Here is a 21,123-nt window from a genome sequence, read left to right as displayed (position 1 = left end):
TCGCCGGAAGCTTCCCGGGCGACCGTCGCGGAGTATGCACGGTCAGCTGGCGGTTTGAAATGTGAGTTGCGGTCCCCGCTTCAGACGATCAGAGGTACACCACCCGTTCCGCATCGGTGCGGGTCATCGGTGTTCCCGGCGTGCAGTTGAAGGCTTGGGCATAGGCCGGCAGATTGGCCGGGCCCACATTGGCGCGCGGGGCGCCGAAGGCGTGGACGTCGGTTTCCGCGTCCTGCCGCAACCGCTGGGCGGTGTGCAGGCGGCGGTGGGTAACGGCCCCGCCCACGAAGAAGTCCCGCACGATGCCCAGCCTGTCCGGCACCGGATCGGTCAGGTTGTCCGTGACATGCAGCAGCGCGTCCAGGGCAATGGACAGTCCGCCCAGATCGGCCATGTTCTCGCTGGCTGTCAGCTGTCCGTTGATCGCCACGCCGTCGACCTGCTGCTGGTCGAACTGTGCCGCCAGGCGCGCTGACAGCGCGGCGTAGCGCTGGTGGTCGGCGTCGCTCCACCACCCCTGCAGGCCGCCGTCGATGCCGAACTGGCTGGATTCGGCGGAGAACGCATGCGACAGCTCATGCCCGATCACCACCCCGATCGCACCGTAGTTGAACGCGGGACCGGCGCCGATGTCGAAGTAGGGCGGCTGCAGCAGCGCCGCCGAGAGGGCGATGTAGGGTTCTTCCTCCAGCATGTCGTAGTAACCGTCGACGGTCTGCGCGGTCATCCGCCAGGTTGAAGGGTCCACCGGCGCGCCCAGTCGCGCCAGTTCCCTGCGCTGTACGAAAGCGGTTGCCCGGCGCAGGTTGCGCAGGTAGCCGCAGGATTCGGTGTGCAGTCCGGACCAGTCGGGCCAGCGCTCGGGGTGGCCGATGCGGGTACGAAGCCGGTCCGCCTTGCGCAGGGCCGTGGCGCGGGTATCGGGGTCCATCCAGGGCACGACCTGCAGGCGGCGTTTCAATGCAGCGGTGATCTGCTCGACCAGCGCATTGACGGCCTCGCGCGTTTCAGCGGGAAATGCCACCGGCACATACAGCTCGCTGATCGCTTCGCCCGCCACCCGCTCGATCGCGGCCAGCACCTGCTTCCAGCGCGGTGGCATCGCATCCTGGCCCTGCAGCGTGCGCGCGTGGAAGGCGTGGTGGGCACGCACGAAGTCATCGCCCAGGAACGGGCTGGCCGAATCCAGCGTATGGAAGCGCAGGTAGGCGCGCCAGGTGGCCGGATCCTCCGTCGTCAGGGCCGCAGCGACCTCCTGGTGGAATCCCGGCGTGGGCAGCGAGAACCGGTCAGGAGGGGCCACGCCCAGCGACTGGAACAGCGCGCTCCAGCGGAACCCGGGCGTCAGCGCGTCGGCCTCTGCCAGGCTGACCGGATGGTAGTAATGGGTGAGGTTGGCGTTCAACTCCTCCCATGGCGTGGACGCATTGGCGAACCGGCGTTCCAGCGCCAATACCGCATCGGCCTGGCGTTCGGCGTCGGCCGGTGCGTCGCCGGCCAGGCGCAGCACATGGGCAACATGCGCGCGGTAGCCCAGCGCGGCTTCGACGTGGTCGTCCGTGAGGTAGTAGCTGCGGTCCGGCATCCCGAGGCCGCCCTGGAAGGCGTAGGCGATCTGCGTATCGCGCGCGTCCATGTCGCGGTCCACCCCAAAGCCGAACACCGGGTTGATTCCGGCGGCGGTGAGGGCGTGCAGATGGGCCTCGATCTGGGCGGGTGACTGAAGCCCGTCGATCGCGGCGAGTTCATCGCGCAAGGGGGAGATGCCTTCGGCATTGATCCGGTGCTGGTTCATGCCGGTCGTCCAGAGATCGGCGACAATTCTTTCGGCAGGCGTAGGCAGCTCAAGCCGTGCCGCCTGCTCGGCCAACCGCCGCTGCAGGGCCAGGGAACGGTCCTGCAACATGGCCGGTACGTCCCAGCGCGACTGGTCGTCCGGCCGGGTTGCGGTGGCGTGCCAACGCGCATTGACATGGTCGTACAGCGAGTCGCACGGCGAGTGGGCAGGATCGAGGTCGGCGGGGGTGAACCGCATCGGCGCGGGCAGGCCATCGGCAGTCTCCGGCGTCTGAACCTGCGAGTCGGCGGCAGGGAGACCTGCGAAGCGTGTATTGCACTCGTCCCGGGCTGCGCGGTGGCCAGCCTGGTAGCCCAACCACCCGCCGACGAGCGCACCGCCCAGCGCGGTCACGGCGGCACCGGCGAGGAGTTGCGGACACTGGCGGGGTCGGGACAGGCAGCCTGCAGCGGCCGCTGAAGCAATCCCGTTCAATGGTTCCTGCGCCGGCACGGCCAGGTACGCCTCGCCCCGCGTCGCGCCCGCACCAGGCAGCAGCGCCGGCCGTACCGGCGGGGTCGAATCCGCGCGCGCCGCACCCGACGCGGACGCCGGTACGATCAGGCTGGAGAGCGCGGCGAGGGTGAGTACGCCGGCGTTGCCCACGCGCAGCAGCGGTGGATGGGCGGAACCAAACCGCTGGTGCCGGGCGTGATCCTGCGCGGGCTGTTGGCCGCGTAGCGACCGATCGAATTCGCCCACGCTGCGGCGGTGTTGTTGTACGGCATCGGCACGCATGGCGTGACCTCCACTATCAGTCGTGCGGGTGCCTGCCCTCGCAGGCGGAGCGCGATCATGACCACGGGCGCGGAGAACGCACATAGGATTGGTACGAAACGCACCCTGCACATCACCACAGGGACGGTGCTCATGAGCAACCGGCATGACAGGGCGCGGTGGGGCTCGGCTATGGTGCGTTTTCGCACGCACCGTGCGCGGAGACCTCACGATGTCGGAACCGGACACCTCGCTGCCGCCGTGGAAAGCGGAAACCATCGCCGTGCATGGCGGGTATCGCCCGGACCCGACCACGCGCGCGGTGGCGGTGCCGATCTACCAGACCGTGGCCTACGCATTCGACGATACCCAGCACGCGGCGGACCTGTTCGACCTCAAGGTGCCAGGCAACATCTACACGCGCATCATGAACCCGACCACCGACGTGCTGGAGCAGCGCCTGGCGGCGCTGGAAGGCGGCATCGGCGCACTGGCGCTGGCGTCGGGGCAGGCGGCCATCACCTACGCGATCCAGACCATCGCCGAGGCGGGGGACAACATCGTGGCGTCCAGCGCGTTGTATGGCGGCACCTACAACCTGTTCGCGCACACCCTGCCGCAGTTCGGCATCCAGACCCGGTTCGCCGATTACCGCGATCCGGATGGGTTCGCCGGCCTCATCGATGACCGCACCAAGGCGGTGTTCGTCGAATCCATCGGCAACCCGCGCGGCAACATCACCGACATCCAGGCGGTGGCCGACATCGCGCACGCGCACGGGGTGCCGCTGATCGTCGACAACACGGTGGCCACCCCGTACCTGCAGCGCTCGTTCGATTTCGGCGCGGACATCGTGGTGCACTCGCTGACCAAGTACCTGGGCGGGCACGGCACCAGCGTCGGCGGGGCTATCGTGGATTCGGGCCGGTTCCCGTGGGCCGAACACAAGCAGCGCTTCCGCCGCCTCAACGAGCCGGACGTGAGCTACCACGGCGTGGTCTATACCGAGGCGCTGGGTCCTGCGGCCTACATCGGGCGTGCCCGGGTGGTGCCGCTGCGCAATACCGGCGCGGCACTGTCGCCGTTCAATGCCTTCCTGATCCTGCAGGGCATCGAAACGCTGGCGCTGCGGCTGGACCGGATCAATGCCAACGCGCTGGCCATTGCCGGTTTCCTGCGCGACCACGCCAAGGTGGCGTGGGTGAACTACGCAGCGCTGCCCGACCACCCCGAACATGCGCTGGTGCAGCGCTACCTGCGCGGGCATGGCTCGGGCGTGCTGACCTTCGGCCTGCCGGGCGGCCGCGCGGCGGGTGCGCGCTTCCTGGATGCCCTGCAGCTGTTTACCCGGTTGGTGAACCTGGGCGATGCCAAGTCGCTGGCTACCCATCCGGCATCGACCACGCACCGCCAGCTGGATGCGGCGGAACTGGAACGCGCCGGGGTGAGCGAAGACACCGTGCGGCTGTCGATCGGCATCGAACACGTGGACGACCTGCTGGCCGATCTGGAGCAGGCGCTGGCCAAGGCGTGAGGCGGGACCACCCCGGCCGGTGCGGGCCGGCCGGGGTGGGTTTTTATCAGGGCGCCGGCGCGTGCAGCCACGCGTCAAGGGCGTTCTCGATCACGGCGAGCGCGGCCATGGCGCGACGCGGGTCGACCTGGTCGAGCTGGTCATGGCGGTTGTGGATGTTGGCCATCGCGCGTGACAGCGGCAACGCCTTGTAGGTGTGCATGGCGTGTTCCATGGCGTCCATCCGCGTTTCCATCGCCTGCGTCTCATCCGGTCCCAGGGTGCCATTGAGGTAGTGCTCGAACCGGCTCCAGTCCACCTCCGCATTGGCCAGCCACAACCGCGTACGCGCCTGCTGCATGTCGCGTTCAAGCGTGATGTCGGCCGCATCGGCCAGGTTCATTCCCAGCGCCGGCACGCCGTCGCGCTGGAAGGGAATATGGTCGGACTGCATTACCCAGCCCGCGCTGTCATGCACGGTCAGCCCGACCTCGCCGGCAGCGGCTTCGAGCAGCCCACGCAGCTGCGCTTCGGCGGCGGTGACCGGAGCCGGAGGTGGCTGCAGCGCACGCGAATCGCCGTCCATGTAGAGGTGGTGGCGGTCCGAGCCGGACAACGTCATGCCGTCGCCGCGCCCGGTCATGTCGAGGTTGAGCGCCACATCGGGGCAGCTGGCCTGCGCCAGGCATTGTTCGACGAAGGCTTTGGCGCCGAGCATGCCGTGCTCTTCCAGATCCGACACCAGCAGCTGGACGCGAACGCCGTCGGGCAGCGTTGCCGCGCCCAGCTTCCGCGCCAGCGCCAGCAGCGTGGCCAATCCGGTGCCGTTATCGCTGGCACCGCTGGAGCCTTCGCGCGCGCCGGTCATGTCGCCATGGGCGAGCACCATCAACGTGCGTCGGGGGGTGCCGGCACCGGAAAATTCCAGCATCAGATTGCAGCCGTTATAGGTCTGGTCGAAGCCGAAGGAGTCGCGGGTGCTGCCGGAGAACGGCAGCTGGTGCAGGGTGTGTCCGTCGCGCCGGAGCAGCGCACGAAGCGTGTCGAAACGCGCGATGTTGGCGGCCACCTCGCGCTGTGCACCGGTCATGCCCGGCTGCTGTGCATCCAGTGTGGCCTGTGCGATCTGCTCCAGATCCAGCTGGAAGCACGCCTGCGCCGGGCTCACCACGCTGCCCAGCAGGTCCGCCGCCCAATCCACCCACGACAGCATGGGCGCCAGTGCGGCCGCGTCGGCACCGGCGGGCCAGCCGCCGTGCGTGTGCGTTTCAGCATGGCGGGCCACGCCCAGCGTCACCATGATCTGCCGACGGGTGGCTTCAGGGAGTTCCTGCAGCAGCGACCGGATGGCCGGGGCGGTGCAGGCCGCCGCATCGGTGCCGCAGTCGCGGACGATCTGCAGCAGCTGCATGCGCTGCTCGTCCGGCAGCAGCGCATACAGCGACTGCGGCAGGGACGCGGACGACTCGCGCGACGCTTCCGAGCCGGCCGCCGGCGCACTGAAACGCCCAAATGCGTACCCGAGTGCGCCGCCTCCGAGCGTGCTGGCCGTCAGCGCGCCGAAGGTCAGCAGGCTGGCGGCCAGCGTCTGCGGACAGTGCCGGGGGGACGCGATGCAGCCGAGGGTGGCGCCATTGGCGATATGTTCGAGTGCGACCACGGGCGCCGTCGGTGCATCGCCGAGCATCGGCACGGCCTGGTGGTCGATGCCCCCCTGCGCCCTGGCGCCCGGCAATGGCATCGGGTCGCCCGCCGGCGCCCTCACGCCGCGCGGCGGCATGCGACCGATGGCCATCGCCGAGGATAGGGCCAGTGCGGCAACCAGCCATTGCTGGCCGTTTCGTACCGTCAGCGGGCCCGTCCGGCCTGGCAGCGCCTGCACGCCGCGAGGCTGCGCGATCCTGTTGTTGAACTCGCCCTGGGCGCGGCGGACCAACGAAATATCGAGCGGCATAACAACCTCCTCGTTGAGGGAGCGCCGTGGCCGCTGCGGTGCAGGTGGCGGGGCGCCGGTGCGATGCACAGTGCACGCGCGCGCCGGACTTGCCCATGGGAGTAGTTGCGTTTGTCAGAACCGCACCGGCTTCCGCAACGCGGTGCTCAGTACAGACCGGATCGCCATCACACGGGATGGCGGCGAACCGCTACGATCCGCCCTCAGGTGCGCAAGATCCGACACGCGCTGCGGCGCGCGGCGGGTCACGCTGCAGTCCTGTCCCGCAAGGAGCCCGCCATGAGCCGCCTCGTCCAGGTCCATCAACGCCACGGTATCGACCGCGTCATCGCCCACCTGCAGGCCTGCCTGCGCGCGGGCGATCCTCTGCCCGAACTGGAGGGACTGGCGGCGATAGCGCACCAGTCGCCCTATCACTTCCATCGGCTGTACCGCGCGCTGACCGGCGAAACCCCTGGGCGCACCGTGCTGCGCCTGCGCTTGGCGCAGGCCCTGCACCTGCTGGGCAAGCCTGGCAGCCGGGTGACCGACGTGGCCCTGCAGTCGGGCTACGAGAGCCCACAGGCGCTGGCACGCATCTGCAGGCAGATGCTGGGTGCGACGCCCAGCGCGCTGCGCGATGATCCACAGCTGCGCGGGCAGTGCCAGCAGCGCCTGGTGCTGCCGGCCGCGGACAATGCGCCGGCCGAGCCTGCCCTGCAGGTACGGGTGCTCACCCTGGAACCGTTCGACGTGGTGGCGCTGCGCACCCGCGGTGCGTTCGACGATCTGGACCAGGCATTCGGCCGTGTGTTCGCCTGGGCAGCGGGCGCAGGGCTGGCCGACCAGCTTCAGCAATTGATCGGAATCGCCCTCAACGATCATCGCGACGTGCCGGCGCGGGCCTGCGAATTCGACTGCGCGATGGGCTTCGGTACGAATGTGGCGGCACCGCCGCCGATGCGGGTGCTGCGGCTGGGCGGCGGCGACCATGCGGTGCTGCGCCACGTGGGCAGCTACGCCGGTCTTGAAGCCGCCACCGACGCGCTGCTGAGGCAGTGGCTGCCCGACAGCGGGCGCGTGCTGCGCGACGCGCCGTTGTACTACCACTATCTGGACGACCCGGAGGACGTCCCCGAGGCGATCCTGCGCGCCGATATCTGCGTGCCGCTGGCGGCCCGTTAAACCACCGGAATGGTGTGCTTGCCGATGTTGCGGTAAGGCGGGGTGGCCATGACCATTTCGGCCAGCGAGTACGCCAGTTCGCGTTCGGCCATCACCGTGCCGTCGGCGCCGTGTTCGAGCAGGTGCTTGACCTCGGCGTCGCTGTGCGCGCGCGCCAGCAGGGTCAGGCCCGGGTTGAGCGCGCGCAGCTTGGCCAGGGTTTCGCCCGCCTCCAGCGGCTGCGGAATGGCCAGCACCGCGATCTTGGCGCGTTCGGGGTGGGCTTCGGCCAGCACGCGGTCGGAGGCGGCACTGCCACGGATCGCCGGCAGCCCGGCGGCGTGTGCTTCGGCCACATGCTCCTTGTTGTCATCGATCACCAGCACCGGCACGCCGCGGTCACGCAGCACCTGCGCCAGCGCGCTGCCGACCCGGCCGTAGCCGATCACGATGGCGTGGTCGTGCAGGTCCAGCGAGGGGCCAGGCGGCAATTCGGTTTCCACGGCGGCGGCGGGGGTCTCCTGGTGCTTCACCAGCCAGCGGTCGAGCAGGCCGAACACCAGCGGGTTGAGCATGATCGAGATCAGCGCGCCGGCCAGCACCAGTGCCTGGCCGGTGGGCGGCAGGATCTTCAGGCTCACGCCCAGGCCGGCGATGATGAAGGCGAACTCGCCGATCTGCGCCAGGCTGGCCGAAATGGTCAGCGCGGTGCCGTTGGGGTGGCCGAACGCACGCACGATGAAAAACGCGGCAGCGGACTTGCCGAACATGATGATGGCGGCGGTGGCCAGCACCTGCCACGGGTGTTCGACCAGGATGGCCGGGTTGAACAGCATGCCCACCGAGACGAAGAACAGCACCGCGAAGGCATCGCGCAGCGGCAGTGAATCGTTGGCGGCCTTGTGGCTGAGCTCGGATTCGTTGAGCAGCATGCCGGCGAAGAACGCGCCCAGCGCGAACGACACGCCGAACAGCATGGCCGAGCCGAACGCCACGCCCAGTGCGATGGCCAGCACCGCAAGGGTGAACAGTTCGCGCGAGCCGGTACCGGCGATGCGCTCCAGGATCCACGGAATGACCCGCCGGCCGACCACCAGCATCACCGCCACGAACAGGCCCAGCTGCACGAAGGTCCAGCCGATGCTGGCCAGCACGCTGCCGACGGTGTGGGTTTCATTGGCGGCATCCGGGCCGAACACGCCGGCCAGCACCGGCATCATCACCAGGGCCAGCACGCAGGCCAGGTCTTCGACGATCAGCCAGCCGACCGCGATCTTGCCGCGCTGGGTTTCCAGCAGGCGGCGTTCTTCCATTGCGCGCAGCAGCACCACGGTACTGGCGGTGGCCAACGCGAAGCCGAACACCACGCCGTGGATCACCGGCCAGCCCATCAGCCAGGCAAGGCCCCAGCCCAGCAGGGTGGCGACCAGGATCTGGCCGACCGCGCCGGGAATGGCGATCGCCTTGACCGCCATCAGGTCTTTCAATGAGAAGTGCAGGCCGACACCGAACATCAGCAGCATCACGCCGATTTCGGCCAGCTGGTTGGCCAGCGCCTGGTCGGCGACGAAGCCGGGAGTGAACGGTCCTACGCAGATGCCCGCAACCAGGTAACCGACCAGCGGAGACAAACGCAGCTTGTTGGCCAGCGCACCCAAAATGAAGGCGAGCCCAAGGCCAACGGCGACGATGTTGATCAGGTCGGTGTCATGGTGCATCGGGGCTCGCAACTTGGGGGATGCCCCGATTTTCACCGATGCGGCCCGATCCGGCAAACCGCGCTGCGGTCTGCCGGATCCAATGTCACCCGCCGCTTACCACTTGTAGGTCACGCGGCCGTACACATAGGCGCCATTGAAGCCGTACGGCGAGTAGTTGCTGTACGGGAGCATGCCCCAGGTGGAGTTCTGCAGGTCCACGGTGCGGTCGGGGTACTCGTCCAGCAGGTTGTCCGCACCCAGGGTCAGGGTCCAGTTCTCGCTGGGCTTGTAGGCCACCGAGGCATCGAGCACCCACGAGGCATCGTAGGTCTGGTCGCGGGTCGGGGTGGCCGAATTGCGCACGGTGAACGAGCCGTAGCGGGTGGCGGCCAGGTTCAGGTCCCAGTGGTCCGAACGCCAGGTGCCGCTCAGGATGGTCTTGTCACGCGGGTAGCTGTCTTCGATGCGGCCCACTTCATCGCGGCCGATCAGCGACTGGGTCAGGCCCAGCGAGCCGAACACGGCCGGGGAAGCGATGAACTTCTTCACCTCGGTGTCGTTGTAGCTGTAGGCCGCGGTCAGTTCCAGCGAGCTGGCACTGAACGGGATGGTGTAGCTGGACACGGCGTCCACGCCGCGGGTGCGGGTATCCACGCCGTTGGTGAAGTAGGAGAAAGCGGTGACCTGCGGCAGGCCCAGGTCGGCCAGCAGCGCATTGGTGGCAGCGTTGGTGGTGATGTTGGTGGACAGGATGATGCGGTCGTCGATGTCGATCTGGTACGCATCCACGGTCAGGTAGAGGCGGTCGATCGGCTGCAGCACCAGGCCCACGCTGTAGGAGGTGGAGCTTTCGGCCTTCAGCGGGCTGGCGCCCAGCGCCTGCGCGGCAGTGCTGGTGGTGGGGAAGGTGCCGCGTTCGACGAACACGCCGTTGACGATGGTGCTGGTTACCGCCTGGTAGCTCTGCTGGGCCAGCGAGGGCGCGCGGAAGCCGGACGAGGCGGTGGCACGCAGCGCGACCTTGTCGGTGAAGGCGTAGCGGGCCGACAGCTTGCCGGAGAACTTGTCGCCGAAGTCCGAGTAATCCTCATAGCGGCCGGTGACGCCGGCCGAGAACTTGTCGGTCAGGTCCGCTTCCAGGCCGGCGTAGACGGCGTAGTTGTCGCGGTCGGCATCGACGGCATTGAGCGGGGTGAAACCGCCGAAGCCCTGCGCACCGGTGCCGAAGTAGGAATTGGGCTCGCCCGCGCTCTGTTCCCACTTCTCACGGCGGTACTCACCGCCGAAGGACAGCGTGACCGGGTAGGCCAGGCCCCAGTCCAGCTGCTTGGTGATGTCCACGTTGCCGATGTCCTGGGTGTATTCCAGCGCGCCGGCGTAGAACGAACGCGGGCTGTCCACGCCCAACGCGTAGTTGATGCTGTTGCGGGTGTGGAAGTCGATCTTGTTGGTGCCGTGGTTGTAGCTCACGTCCCAGGTCCAGCCGCTTTCGGTGTCGCCCTTCACGCCGGCCACCAGCGAACGGTCCTTGGAGTACTGGTTGATTTCCGGCACGAAGCCGTCGGGGTAGGTCTGCGCCAGCAGCGCGCCCTGGCCGCTGTTGGTGCGCGAGCGGTAGAACGCGAACGAGGTGATGTCGCGGTTGCTGGCCAGTGCGGTGGCGTAGGCCGAGACGTGGTCGCTGAACTGGAAGCTGGCATTGGCCGAGGCGGCGGTGGCATCCACCTGCGGGTCGCCGACCACGAAGGTGGTCTGGCCCACGCTGGGGAAGTTGCCGGTGTTCGGCGTGGTGCCCTGGTAGGGCCCGGCGCGGTTGCTTTCGTCCTGCTGGGTGATCTGGCCGGCCACGTGCACGCTGCCGCGGCCGTCGGCGAAGCCGATGCCGGTATCGCCGGAGAGCTGGTACTTGTTGCCGTCGCCGGCCGAGTACTGGCCGGCATCCAGGGCCAGGCTGCCGCCCGCGCTGGAGCCCTTGAGCACGATGTTGATCACGCCGGCGATGGCGTCCGAGCCGTACTGCGCCGAGGCGCCGTCGCGCAGCACTTCGACGCGCTCGATGGAGGCGATCGGAATGGCGTTGATGTCCACCGCCGACGAGCCGCGGCCAATGCTGCCGTTGACGTTGATCTGGGCCGAGGTGTGGCGGCGCTTGCCGTTGACCAGCACCAGTACCTGGTCCGGGGACAGGCCGCGCAGCTGCGCCGGGCGGATGCCACTGGTGCCATCGGTCAGCGCCGGGCGCGGGAAGTTCAGCGAGGGCAGGGCACGCGCCAGCGCGGTGGCCAGTTCGGTGGTGCCGGTGGACTGCAGCGCCTCGGGGGTGATGATGTCGATCGGCGACTGCGACTCGGCCACGGTGCGGTCGGCGACGCGGGTACCGGTCACGATGACCGTGTCCAGGGTGTTGGCGGTGGCGCGGGCAGGGGCGTCCTGGGCGGCGACACTGAAGGCGGAGGCCCCGAGGGCGACGGCGACAGCGGCGGCAAGCGTACGGGTCTTGCGGTTCATCACGATGTGGCTCCGGTTGGGACGAGGCGGCACCGGGCGACATCACGACTGCGGGAAAGCGGGTCAGCGAGGGCGGGTGTTGCGGTGCGCAATTAACGGATTAACGGTATTTTTATTGGCTGTCAAATTGAAAAAACGTTGCAAAAGCAACGGTTTAGCAAGATTCGGTCAATCAGGCGGGGGAGGGTCCCGGGGAAAGCGCTGGCAGGTTCGTGGGAGAGAGACGAGGCCTGCCGCGCATCCCGGGGCGCGTCAAGTATTCGTTAACGCTAGAATTGCGTCGCAGGAAAGGTGCTCACCAGCACATTCCATTCCGTTATATGGACCCCCCAGATGATTTCCCTTCGTAACTTCGCCTTGCGCCGCGGCGAGCGGCTGCTGTTGTCCAATGTCGACCTGACCCTGCATGCGGGCTACCGCGTGGGCGTGGTCGGCCGCAACGGAGCCGGCAAGTCCAGCCTGTTCGCGGCCGTGCAGGGCGAGCTGGAGGCCGACAAGGGCGATGTGGACCTGCCCGGCAAGATCCGCATCGCCAGCGTGGCCCAGGAAACCCCGGCGCTGCAGGACCCGGCGCTGCAGTTCGTGCTGGAAGGCGACACCGAAGTGGCAGCCGTGCTGCGCGAGGAAGCCGAGGCGACCGCGCGCGAGGACTGGGAGGCGGTGGCCAATGCGCACCAGAAGATGGCCGAGATCGGTGCGTACGATGCCGAATCCCGTGCGGGCAAGCTGCTGCATGGCCTGGGCTTCCCGTCCGACACCCATTCACGGCCGGTGGCGACGTTCTCCGGTGGCTGGCGCGCACGACTGAACCTGGCGCGCGCGCTGATGATGCCCAGCGACCTGCTGCTGCTCGACGAACCGACCAACCACCTCGACCTGGACGCGGTGTTCTGGCTGGAGCAGTGGCTGCTCAAGTACCCGGGCACGCTGCTGCTGATCTCGCATGACCGCGAGTTCCTCGACAACGTGGCCACCCATACCCTGCACCTGCATGGCGGCGGCGCCAAGCTGTACCCGGGCGGCTACACCGACTTCGAGCGCCAGCGCGCCGAACAGCTGCGCCAGCAGCAGATCGCGCACGAGAAGGAACAGGCCGAACGCGCCCACCTGCAGAGCTTCATCGACCGGTTCAAGGCGCTGGCCAGCAAGGCAACGCAGGCACAGAGCCGCATGAAGCGCCTGGCCAAACTGACCGGCACCGAAGCGGTGCGTGCCGAGCGCGAGTTCCGCATCGAGTTCGCGCCGCCGGCCAAGCTGCCGTTCTCGCTGATCCGCCTCAACGATGTGGAGGCCGGTTACAGCCCGGACGCGGTGATCCTGCACAACGTGGGCTTCGGCCTGGAGGCGGGGCAGCGCATCGGCCTGCTGGGTCCCAACGGCGCGGGCAAGACCACGCTGGTGCGGACCCTGGTCGGTGAGCTGGACCCGGTGGCCGGCGATCGCTCGGCGCACCCGGACCTGCGCATCGGCTACTTCGCGCAGCACACGGTCGAGTCGCTGCATGAAGGCCAGTCGCCGATGGACCACTTCCGGGACATCTCCCCGGATGGCAGCAACCAGGCCTTCCGCGATTTCCTCGGCAAGTGGAACTTCGCCGGCGACCGTGCGTTCGAGCCGGTGGATGGTTTCTCCGGTGGTGAGCGCGCGCGCCTGGCGCTGGCGATGATTGCCTGGCAGCAGCCGAACGTGCTGCTGCTTGACGAACCGACCAACCACCTTGACCTGGAAATGCGCGAAGCACTGGCCGAAGCGCTGGCGACCTTCGAAGGGGCGATCGTGATGGTCTCGCACGACCGCCACCTGATCGGCCTGGTCTGCGACACCTTCTGGCGCGTGGCTGACGGTGTGGTGGAGCCGTTCGACGGCGACCTGGACGAGTACGCAGCGTGGCTGCGTTCGCGCCCGGCCGCGCAGGGCACCAAACAGAAGATGGCCGCTGCCGCGCCGGAGCCGGTGCCGCCAACCCCGCCGCTGCCGCCGAAGAAGACCGTCAACCCGGTGAAGCTGGCCAGCGCCGAAGCCAAGGTCAACGAGATGGAAGCTCGCTTGGCCGAGCTGGACCGCCAACTGGCCGACCCGGTCAACTACGCCGACGCCACCCGCATGGCGGTGCTCGGCCGCGACCGCGAAACCACCGCGCAGCAGCTGGAAAAAGCCGAAGCCGCGTGGATGGAATTGATGGCCTGAAGGCCCGTGCCGACCGTTGGTCGGCACAAACATGCCCGCGTAGCGACACGCCATGCGTGTCCACGGAATGCCCGAACGAAACCCGGACACGCATGGCGTGTCCCTACGCCTGCGCTTCCAACCAGGTCCTGAAACGCTTCCCCGCCTCGCTTTCCGCCCGCGAACGCAACCGCGTCAGCCAATAACTCCCCAGCTCCAGCGTCTGCGCGAACGGCTGCACCAGCCGTCCCTGCGCCAGGTCCTGTTCGAACATGCGCAGCGGCAGCAACGCCACGCCGGCACCGGCGGCGGCCGCGCTGGCCAGCGTCAACGACGAATCAAACACCGGCCCGCGCGCTTCCAACTCGGCCACGCCAGCAGCCTGCAGCCACTGCGGCCACTCATCACTGCGGTAGGAGCGCAGCAGTGCCACGCTGGCCAGGTCGCGCGGTTGCCGCAGCGTCCGCGCCAGTGCCGGCGCGCACACAGGTGCAAAAGGCGCCGCCAGCACCGGGGTGCACACCTGGCCCTGCCAGTCGCCATCGCCGAAGCGGATCGCCAGGTCCAGCCCTTCGCCGGCCAGGTCGATGCGGTTGTTGTGGGTCTGCAGGCGCAGCTCGATATCCGGGTGCCGCGCGTTGAAATCGGCCAGCCGCGGCAGCAGCCAACCGGTGGCGAACGTGCCCACTACGCCGACCCCGAGCACCTCGCGGAAATGCCCGCCCACGAACCGGTCCAGGCTCACCGCGATGCGGTCGAAGGCCTCGTTCAGCACCGGATACAGGCGCGCTCCTTCGTCGGTCAGCGCCACCCCTCGCGGCAGCCGGTGGAACAGCACCGCGCCCAGTCGCTCCTCCAACCCCCGGATCTGATGGCTCAAGGCAGCCTGGCTGACGCACAGCTCCAGCGCGGCGCGAGTGAAGTTCTGGTGGCGCGCGGCGGCCTCGAAGGCACGCAACGCGTTGAGCGGGAGCTGGGGACGAAGCATGGGCGAGTCGTGAGGAATCTTGATGGGTAATGGTAACGCCGGCAGGGCCTACGGTAGCGTCGACCGTTGGTCGACCCAGGCGGTGCTGGAAGCATCTCGGGCTGTGACCCTCCGTGGTCGATGCAGCACTCCTTGGGCCGACCAACGGTCGGCGCTACCACGGGTGGACGCCATGCGAGGTAACCCTGCCGTTACCACCATGCCATGAATCCTGCTCATGCCTCCCGTTGGGAATACTCGCTGGTGGCCTGTGGCCCGAAATGCTTCCATGGCCACTTCCCAGCCCCGGAGATGCCCAATGCTCGCCCGCCGCCAGTTCCTCCAGATGACCGGTGCCGCCGCCGCTTCCGCCTTGGCCGCTACCGTGTTGGCCAAGACGCCGCCGACCGCACTGGCGGGTGACAAGCCGCAGGCAGCCGATTTCGCCGCCCTGGAAAAAGCCAGTGGCGGGCGTCTGGGCGTGACCCTGCTCGACACGGCGAGCGGCCGCCGCATCGGCCATCGCCAGGACGAGCGCTTCCCGATGTGCAGCACCTTCAAGTTCGCGCTATCGGCGGCGGTGCTGCATCTGGCCGACCAGGGCACGCTGTCGCTGGACCGGCGGCTGCCGGTGCGCCAGCAGGACATGCTCTCCCACGCACCGGTGACCAAGCGCCATGTGGGCAAGGACCTGACCGTGCGCGACCTGTGCCGCGCGACCATGGTCACCAGCGACAACCCGGCGGCGAACCTGCTGTTGGGGGTGGTCGGCGGGCCGGCCGGGGTGACTGCGTTTCTCCGCGCCAATGGCGATGCGGTGACCCGCAACGATCGCCTGGAGCCGGACATGAACCGGTTCGCGCCCGATGATCCGCGCGATACCACCAGCCCCGCTGCGATGGCCGCCAGCCTGCAGCGGTTCGTGCTGGGGGATGTGCTCACGCCAGCCTCGCGACTGCAGCTGGCCGACTGGCTGATCGACAACGAAACCGGTGACACGCGGCTGCGTGCCGGGCTGTCGTCGGCGTGGCGGGTGGGCGACAAGACCGGCAGCAATGGCGAAGACACCACCAACGACATCGCCATCCTGTGGCCGCTGGCCGGTGGGGCGCCCTGGGTGCTGACCAGCTACCTGCAGGGTGCCACGGTGGATGATGCCGGGCGCAACGACACGCTGCGCCAGGTTGCGGTGATCGCCGAGAAAATGATCAGCGCGCACGCGCGCTGATCACTGCGGCGTCAGGCGGTGCCGGTTTCCTTGACCGCACCAAGGAACTCGCGCCCCCAGCGGTCCACGTCGTAATACTCCACGCTGCCGAACAACTGGCGCATGCGCCCGCCTGCCTCCTCTTCCGGCATCGACAGCGCCTGCAGCAGCCCGGCGGTCAGATCGGCCGGATCATGCGGGTTGGTCAGCACCGCGCCCTTCAACTCGGCCGCCGCGCCAGCGAATTCACTCAGCACCAGCACGCCATTGCTGCCTTCGATGCCATGGGTGGCCACGAACTCCTTGGCCACCAGGTTCAGGCCATCGCGCAGCGGGGTGATCCACATCACCTGCGCAGCCGCGTAATGCGCCACCACCTCTTCGAACGGCAATGCCTGTGCGAAGAAGCGCACGGGGGTCCAGTCCAGCCGCGAGAAGCGCCCGTTGATACGGCCCACCGCTTGTTCGATCTGGTTCTGCAGCGTGCGGTACACGGTCATCTCGCGCGCGGCCGGCACGCACACCATCAGCAGGGTGACCTTGCCCTGGCGGTCCGGATGCTGCTCCAGCAAGCGCTCGAACGCTTCCAGCTTGGCCAGCGTACCCTTGGTGTAATCCAGCCGCTCCACCGACAGCACCAGCTTGCGCGCACCGATCTCACGGCGCAGCTTGAAGATGTCGTTGCGCACGCTGGGCCGGGCCAGCACATCGTGGATGCGGCGCAGATCCGTGCCGACCGGGTGCGCACCCAGTGCCACCTCACGGTCTCCGACCCGGATGCGCGTGGTCATGGTATCCAGCCCCACCGCGCAGCCGTAGGTCAGGAAGCGTGGCGCGCAGCTTTCCCAGGACAACCGCTCCGCCGGCATCGCACCGCGCACCACATCCACGAAGTTCTCCACCTGGCGCGGAATGTGGAAGCCGATGTAATCGCAGCAGAGCAGGCTGCCGATGATCTCGCGGCGCCACGGCACCACGTTGAACACATCAGCCGAAGGGAAGTAGGTGTGGTGGAAGAAGGCGATCTTCAGGTCAGGGCGCAGCTCGCGCAGGGTGGCCGGCACCATCCACAGATTGTAGTCGTGGATCCACACGGTGGCGCCATGCGCAGCTTCGGCGGCGGTGGCTTCGGCGAAGCGCCGGTTGACCTTCAGGAACACCTGCCAGTCATCCTCGCGGAAGCGCGCGCGTTCCCAGAACACATGCAGCATCGGCCAGAACGCTTCCTTGGAGAAGCGCTTGTAGAAGATGTCCACTTCCTGCCGGGTCAGTGGCACGCGCGCGGCCGTCAGCGTGGGGTAGCGCTCGGCGTCCACCGCCATATGGGTCTGGAACGGGCCGCGCTTGGGGTCGTCGATGCCCCAGGCCACCCACGAGCCGGTCTGGCCGCCCTGGAAGAAGCTCAGCAGCGAGGGAATGATGCCGTTGGGCGAGCGCGGTGGGCGCTGCACCAGCACGCCGTCTTCCATCACTTCATCGAAGGGCATGCGGTGGTAAAGCATCACCAGGTCGGCGCCTTCGGCGCGCTTGGCCGCTGGCGGCTTCAGCCACGCATCATCGGCCGGCAGCAGGGCGAAGTGCTCGATCGCCTCCAGGATGCCGCCGCAGCCCGGCGCCTGCGCATGGTAGGTGTGCGCCAGCCCGGTGGTGGCGGCGGTGAGCGCCGGTTCTGAATCGCCCACGCATACGCCGCGGAAGCCGGCGGTGTACATCGAGAGGTCGTTGAGGGTATCGCCGGCCACCAGGATGCGGTCACGCGGCAGGTCCAGCAGGCGCGCCAGCGCAGCCAGGGTGCGGCCCTTGTCGGTGTCCGGCGGCAGGATGTCCAGGTAGCGGTCGGCCGAATACAGCACATCGCAGCCCAGCGCCTGCGCGGCCGCCTGGATCTGCGCGCGCAGCGGCGCCAGCGTGGCCGGGTCGCAGAAGTAGGAGCAGCGCCGCTCCTGCGGCACGTCCTGGCGCTGCAGTGCAGTGAACCGCCGCATCGCAGCGGCCACTACCTGTTCGCCGGGCCAGTGCGCGTCGATCATCGATTGCAGGGGCTGCAGCGGCTGCAGGGTGTGGCCATCGACCACGGTCGCGCCGACATCGCAGACAACGTAATCGGGGCGCGGAATGGCGGGATCGGAGAGCAGCGGCATCACCGCTTCCAGGCCGCGGCCGGTGATGAAGATCAGGCGGATACCGGGGTGCTGGTCGACCAGCCGGTAGAGACGGTGGCGCGCGGCGGCATCGCCGGCGAGAAAGGTGCCATCCAGGTCGGTGGCGAGAATCAGTTGCTGGGCCGGGGGAGCCGCCGGCGTGCGGGATGAGGTGGACGGGTTGGGTGTCAAAACAGTCAATGCACTTCCTTATCGGTGTCGTTGGGTGAGGGAGAAGGGGTGTCCGGCGGCGGAGCGACGTCCGTTTCCGGCATCAATTCCAGTGCCGCCGGCGTGGTGCGCAGCATCAGCCGGAACACCACCGGGTGTGTGCGCAGCCGGTCGAAGCTGAGCAGGCGCGCGGTGGTGAACAGGGCCAGCACGCCGAGCACCACGGCGAAGTACAGGGGCAGGGCGGCCGGGCCGAACTGCTGCATGGCCGCCCCGGCCAGCGCCGGGCCGAGCGCCGCGCCCACGCCATGCACCAGCAGCAGGCTGGAGCAGCCCGACAGCAGGTCCTGGCGTGGCAGGTAATCGAGCATGTGCGCCACCGCGAAGGGATACAGCGCGAACGCCAGGCCGCCATAGAAGAAGAACAGCCCGAACAACAGCCAGGTCTGCTGTTGGATCATCGGCATCGCGGCCACCAGCGCGATGCCGGCGGCGGCCAGGCACAGCGCCACCAGCCCGACGCGCCGGTCATGGCCGTCGCTGATGTGCCCCAGCGGCCACTGCAGCAGCGCGCCGCCGGCAATGGCGGTGAGCATGAAGCGGGCCACGCCGTCATTGTCGAGGCCCACCTCGCCGGCATACACCGGGAGCAGGCCCCAGAACGCGCCCATCGCCAGGCCCGACAGCCCGGCGGCGACCGTGGCCACCGGCGCCATCGCATACAGGCGCGACAGCGTCAGGCGCGGCACCGACGGCACCTCCGGTGGGGTGAGCCGGGTGGCGGTGATCGGCAGCACTGCGGCGCAGACCAGCATCGCGATCAGCATGAACATCGACATGGCCGGCGCATTGCTGACCATCAGCAGGATCTGGCCCAGCGCCAGCGCGGAAAGATTCACCACCATGTATAGCGAGAACGCACGGCTGCGCTGGCGCGGGTCGGGTTCGGCGTTGAGCCAGCTTTCGATCACCGTGTACAGGCCCACCAGCGCGATGCCGGTGATGATGCGCAGCAGCCCCCACAGCCAGGCGTTGAGCCACAGCGGATGCAGCAGCACCGCGATGGCGGCGAGGGCGGCAAAGAAGGCGAACGCACGGATATGCCCGATACGGCCGATCAGCGACGGGGCGAAGAAGGTGCCCATGAAGAAGCCGGCGAAATAACCGGACATCACCAGGCCCAACGCACCGGCACCAAAGCCGGCTTCACCGCCACTTACCGCCAGCAAGGTGCCCAGAAGCCCGCTGCCGGTCAACAGCAGCGCTACTCCCGTCAGCAGGGCGGTCAGCCGCAACACGCGTGCGACCTTCGTGGGGAAGGCGAACCGGTCACGACAACGACCCTAACACAGACGTGATTAATCCTTTGTCGCGGTTGGCGCGGATTTGCGCATTACGCCCACGCGGGCTACGGTGTCCGCATGACTGTGTACAAGTTCCTGCCGCTCGCGGCTGCGTCGTTGCTCGCCGCGTGTGGTGGCCAGCGTGACAGCGTGGCCCACGATGTTGCGATGGCCCCGGCCGACGCGTTTCTCGCTGCTGTTGCCGCGCATTGCGGCAAGGCGTTTGAAGGCCAAATCGCCGTCAACGAGCCGAAGGGCACCGGGCCTGACCCGTTCGACGGCAAGCGCCTGGTGATGCATGTGCGCGGCTGCGATGACGCCTCGCATACGCTGCGCATTCCCTTCCATGTGGGTGACGATCATTCGCGCACCTGGGTGCTGGGCCGTACCGATACCGGCCTGCGCCTCAAGCACGATCACCGCCATGCAGACGGCAGTCCGGACGCGGTCACGATGTACGGTGGCGACAGTGCACCGCCCGGCACCGCGCAGCGCCAGTCGTTCCCGGTGGATGCCGATTCGGTGGCGATGTTCCGCAAGGCCGGCATGGAGGCGTCGGTGACCAATACGTGGGCGATGGAAATCGAGCCGGACAAGACGTTCGTGTACGAGCTCACCCGTCCGGGTGGCCGCCGGTTCCAGGTGGTGTTCGACCTCGCCCACCCGGTAGCGTTGCCGCCCGCGCCCTGGGGCGCGGACACCGAACCGACCAACAGATAAGCGCGCCGGTAGGGCCCGACCGTTGGTCGGGCCGCGTTCCCGTCAACGCGCGCCGAACCTCGCCCGGCACCCGTTGCTGACCCACACCATGCTCGGCCGGTAGCCCCAGCTGCGGTTCTCGACACAGCTGCTGCCAGAGAGCTGCTCCAGCAGCACCGGTCGGCCCTGGCGCGAGTCCCACGCGCAGGTCTGCTGGCGGTTGCCGTTGCTGCTGCAGGTCACGCTGTAGTTGCTGCCACCGCCGCCGCCGCCCCAGTTGCCGCGCGACTCGGCGAATTCGCCGCGGCAGCCGCGGGTGACCCAGATGGCGTTGCCGCGCATGCCCCAGGTCTGGTTCTGCACGCAGGCCGAGCCGGAGATCTGCCGGACCAGCGCGGCATTGCGCCACGGGGTTGGGCAGCTGCGCTCGCGGTTGTCGTTGCTTTCGCAGCGGATGGTGGTGTCGGGGCCGCCGGTACCCGGCCCCCAGCCGCCCCCACGGCCTTCGACGAATTCGGCCCGGCAGCCGCCGCTGACCCAGACCTGGCCATTGCGGGAGCCCCAGTTGTTGCCTTCCACGCAGCGGGTGCCGGATATCTGCCGGGACAGGCGCGCGCTGCGCCAGCCGGTGGTGCAGACCCGCTGGCGGTTGTCGTTGCTTTCGCAGCGGATCACCCCGTTGTTGCCGCCGCCGGGGTTCCAGCCGCCGCCGGAGCCGCCCAGCGAGGTGGCGATGTCCTGTTTGATGCGGGAAAAGCCCCAGGACGAGCGGTTCACCTGGTCCAGGTAGAAGCGCATCTGGTCGTCGGGGATGCGCCGCCCCCCGGACTGTTCGGCGTATTCCTGGGCAATGACCCGCTGCTGGTCCTGGACCGACAGGGTGCGGAGGTTCTCCGGGGCGTAGGCCCGGGCATTGACCTGGGCCTGGGCCGGCAGCGACGGGGCGCCGCAGGCCAGCAGGGCGGTGAAACAAGCGACAGCGAGGCGGTTCATGGCAAATCCCCTTGCGCATGGTGGTGCGCGGACTATAGGTACGGGTCGTATTAAGCCCGTGTGA

General features: G+C 68.3%; 13 protein-coding genes. 5 read left to right on the top strand and 8 right to left on the bottom strand.

Translation table 11 applies throughout. From position 1 onward, the window contains the following. Positions 1-88 precede the first annotated feature (88 nt). Entirely contained in the window at positions 89-2,575 is a 2,487-nt protein-coding gene (locus V9K91_RS00415; protein ID WP_336442513.1) for a M13 family metallopeptidase, read from the bottom strand. A 211-nt stretch (positions 2,576-2,786) separates the two neighbouring features. On the opposite strand from V9K91_RS00415, the gene V9K91_RS00410 reads away from it, so the two are divergent. After that, the gene (locus tag V9K91_RS00410; protein ID WP_249832979.1) at positions 2,787-4,088 is read left to right on the top strand and encodes an aminotransferase class I/II-fold pyridoxal phosphate-dependent enzyme; all 1,302 of its coding nucleotides are present in this window, start codon (positions 2,787-2,789) and stop codon (positions 4,086-4,088) included. Between the two features lie 46 nt (positions 4,089-4,134). On the opposite strand, the gene V9K91_RS00405 is transcribed toward V9K91_RS00410, so the two are convergent. Further along, entirely contained in the window at positions 4,135-6,021 is a 1,887-nt protein-coding gene (locus V9K91_RS00405) for a M28 family peptidase (RefSeq protein ID WP_336442512.1), read from the bottom strand. Positions 6,022-6,300: 279 nt separating this feature from the next. Between V9K91_RS00405 and V9K91_RS00400 the strand changes: the two genes are divergently transcribed. Next, the gene (locus tag V9K91_RS00400; RefSeq protein WP_095363658.1) at positions 6,301-7,185 is read left to right on the top strand and encodes a GyrI-like domain-containing protein; all 885 of its coding nucleotides are present in this window, start codon (positions 6,301-6,303) and stop codon (positions 7,183-7,185) included. Here the strand turns inward: V9K91_RS00400 and ybaL are convergent. Together ybaL and V9K91_RS00390 are read right to left on the bottom strand one after the other, a co-directional pair. Continuing rightward, positions 7,182-8,882, bottom strand: a complete 1,701-nt coding sequence (gene ybaL / locus V9K91_RS00395; protein WP_068853771.1) for a YbaL family putative K(+) efflux transporter — start codon at positions 8,880-8,882, stop codon at positions 7,182-7,184. The genes V9K91_RS00400 and ybaL overlap by 4 nt on opposite strands. A gap of 96 nt (positions 8,883-8,978) precedes the next feature. Further along, positions 8,979-11,372, bottom strand: coding sequence for a TonB-dependent receptor (locus V9K91_RS00390; RefSeq protein ID WP_068853770.1), 2,394 nt, complete (start codon positions 11,370-11,372; stop codon positions 8,979-8,981). A 333-nt stretch (positions 11,373-11,705) separates the two neighbouring features. Here V9K91_RS00390 and V9K91_RS00385 point away from each other — a divergent pair, with 333 nt between their 5' ends. Continuing rightward, positions 11,706-13,559, top strand: coding sequence for an ABC-F family ATP-binding cassette domain-containing protein (locus V9K91_RS00385; RefSeq protein ID WP_336442511.1), 1,854 nt, complete (start codon positions 11,706-11,708; stop codon positions 13,557-13,559). 103 nt (positions 13,560-13,662) lie between these two features. On the opposite strand, the gene V9K91_RS00380 is transcribed toward V9K91_RS00385, so the two are convergent. Beyond that, complete coding sequence (locus V9K91_RS00380; RefSeq protein WP_095364372.1) at positions 13,663-14,526, bottom strand: LysR family transcriptional regulator; 864 nt, start codon at positions 14,524-14,526, stop codon at positions 13,663-13,665. Positions 14,527-14,824: 298 nt separating this feature from the next. On the opposite strand from V9K91_RS00380, the gene blaL2 reads away from it, so the two are divergent. Beyond that, a complete protein-coding gene (gene blaL2 / locus V9K91_RS00375) occupies positions 14,825-15,733 on the top strand; it encodes a L2 family extended-spectrum class A beta-lactamase (protein WP_095364371.1) in 909 nt (302 codons plus the stop codon). 11 nt (positions 15,734-15,744) lie between these two features. Here blaL2 and ggpS read toward each other — a convergent pair whose 3' ends face one another. Beyond that, positions 15,745-17,988 carry a glucosylglycerol-phosphate synthase gene (gene ggpS / locus V9K91_RS00370; protein ID WP_336442789.1) on the bottom strand — a complete coding sequence of 748 codons (2,244 nt, stop codon included), beginning with the start codon at positions 17,986-17,988 and terminating at the stop codon, positions 15,745-15,747. A gap of 62 nt (positions 17,989-18,050) precedes the next feature. Beyond that, a complete protein-coding gene (locus V9K91_RS00365) occupies positions 18,051-19,322 on the bottom strand; it encodes an MFS transporter (RefSeq protein WP_336442510.1) in 1,272 nt (423 codons plus the stop codon). Positions 19,323-19,445: 123 nt separating this feature from the next. Here V9K91_RS00365 and V9K91_RS00360 point away from each other — a divergent pair, with 123 nt between their 5' ends. Next, positions 19,446-20,087, top strand: a complete 642-nt coding sequence (locus tag V9K91_RS00360; RefSeq protein WP_336442509.1) for a hypothetical protein — start codon at positions 19,446-19,448, stop codon at positions 20,085-20,087. A 42-nt stretch (positions 20,088-20,129) separates the two neighbouring features. Here the strand turns inward: V9K91_RS00360 and V9K91_RS00355 are convergent, their stop codons facing one another. Then, positions 20,130-21,059: a DUF3011 domain-containing protein gene (locus tag V9K91_RS00355; protein ID WP_093533744.1), complete on the bottom strand. Its 930-nt coding sequence runs from the start codon at positions 21,057-21,059 to the stop codon at positions 20,130-20,132. Positions 21,060-21,123: the final 64 nt, after the last annotated feature.

This window comes from Stenotrophomonas sp. CCNWLW57 (genome assembly GCF_037203925.1).
In the GTDB taxonomy this organism is placed as follows: domain Bacteria; phylum Pseudomonadota; class Gammaproteobacteria; order Xanthomonadales; family Xanthomonadaceae; genus Stenotrophomonas; species Stenotrophomonas rhizophila_A.
This window is presented reverse-complemented; position numbering and strand designations above follow the sequence as displayed.

Bases quoted from the DNA above. Each gene is read 5' to 3' on its own strand.
- V9K91_RS00415 (WP_336442513.1), bottom strand. From the start codon at position 2,575: ATGCGTGCCGATGCCGTACAACAACACCGCCGCAGCGTGGGCGAATTC.
- V9K91_RS00410 (WP_249832979.1), top strand. From the start codon at position 2,787: ATGTCGGAACCGGACACCTCGCTGCCGCCGTGGAAAGCGGAAACCATC.
- V9K91_RS00405 (WP_336442512.1), bottom strand. From the start codon at position 6,021: ATGCCGCTCGATATTTCGTTGGTCCGCCGCGCCCAGGGCGAGTTCAAC.
- V9K91_RS00400 (WP_095363658.1), top strand. From the start codon at position 6,301: ATGAGCCGCCTCGTCCAGGTCCATCAACGCCACGGTATCGACCGCGTC.
- ybaL (WP_068853771.1), bottom strand. From the start codon at position 8,882: ATGCACCATGACACCGACCTGATCAACATCGTCGCCGTTGGCCTTGGG.
- V9K91_RS00390 (WP_068853770.1), bottom strand. From the start codon at position 11,372: ATGAACCGCAAGACCCGTACGCTTGCCGCCGCTGTCGCCGTCGCCCTC.
- V9K91_RS00385 (WP_336442511.1), top strand. From the start codon at position 11,706: ATGATTTCCCTTCGTAACTTCGCCTTGCGCCGCGGCGAGCGGCTGCTG.
- V9K91_RS00380 (WP_095364372.1), bottom strand. From the start codon at position 14,526: ATGCTTCGTCCCCAGCTCCCGCTCAACGCGTTGCGTGCCTTCGAGGCC.
- blaL2 (WP_095364371.1), top strand. From the start codon at position 14,825: ATGCTCGCCCGCCGCCAGTTCCTCCAGATGACCGGTGCCGCCGCCGCT.
- V9K91_RS00360 (WP_336442509.1), top strand. From the start codon at position 19,446: ATGACTGTGTACAAGTTCCTGCCGCTCGCGGCTGCGTCGTTGCTCGCC.
- V9K91_RS00355 (WP_093533744.1), bottom strand. From the start codon at position 21,059: ATGAACCGCCTCGCTGTCGCTTGTTTCACCGCCCTGCTGGCCTGCGGC.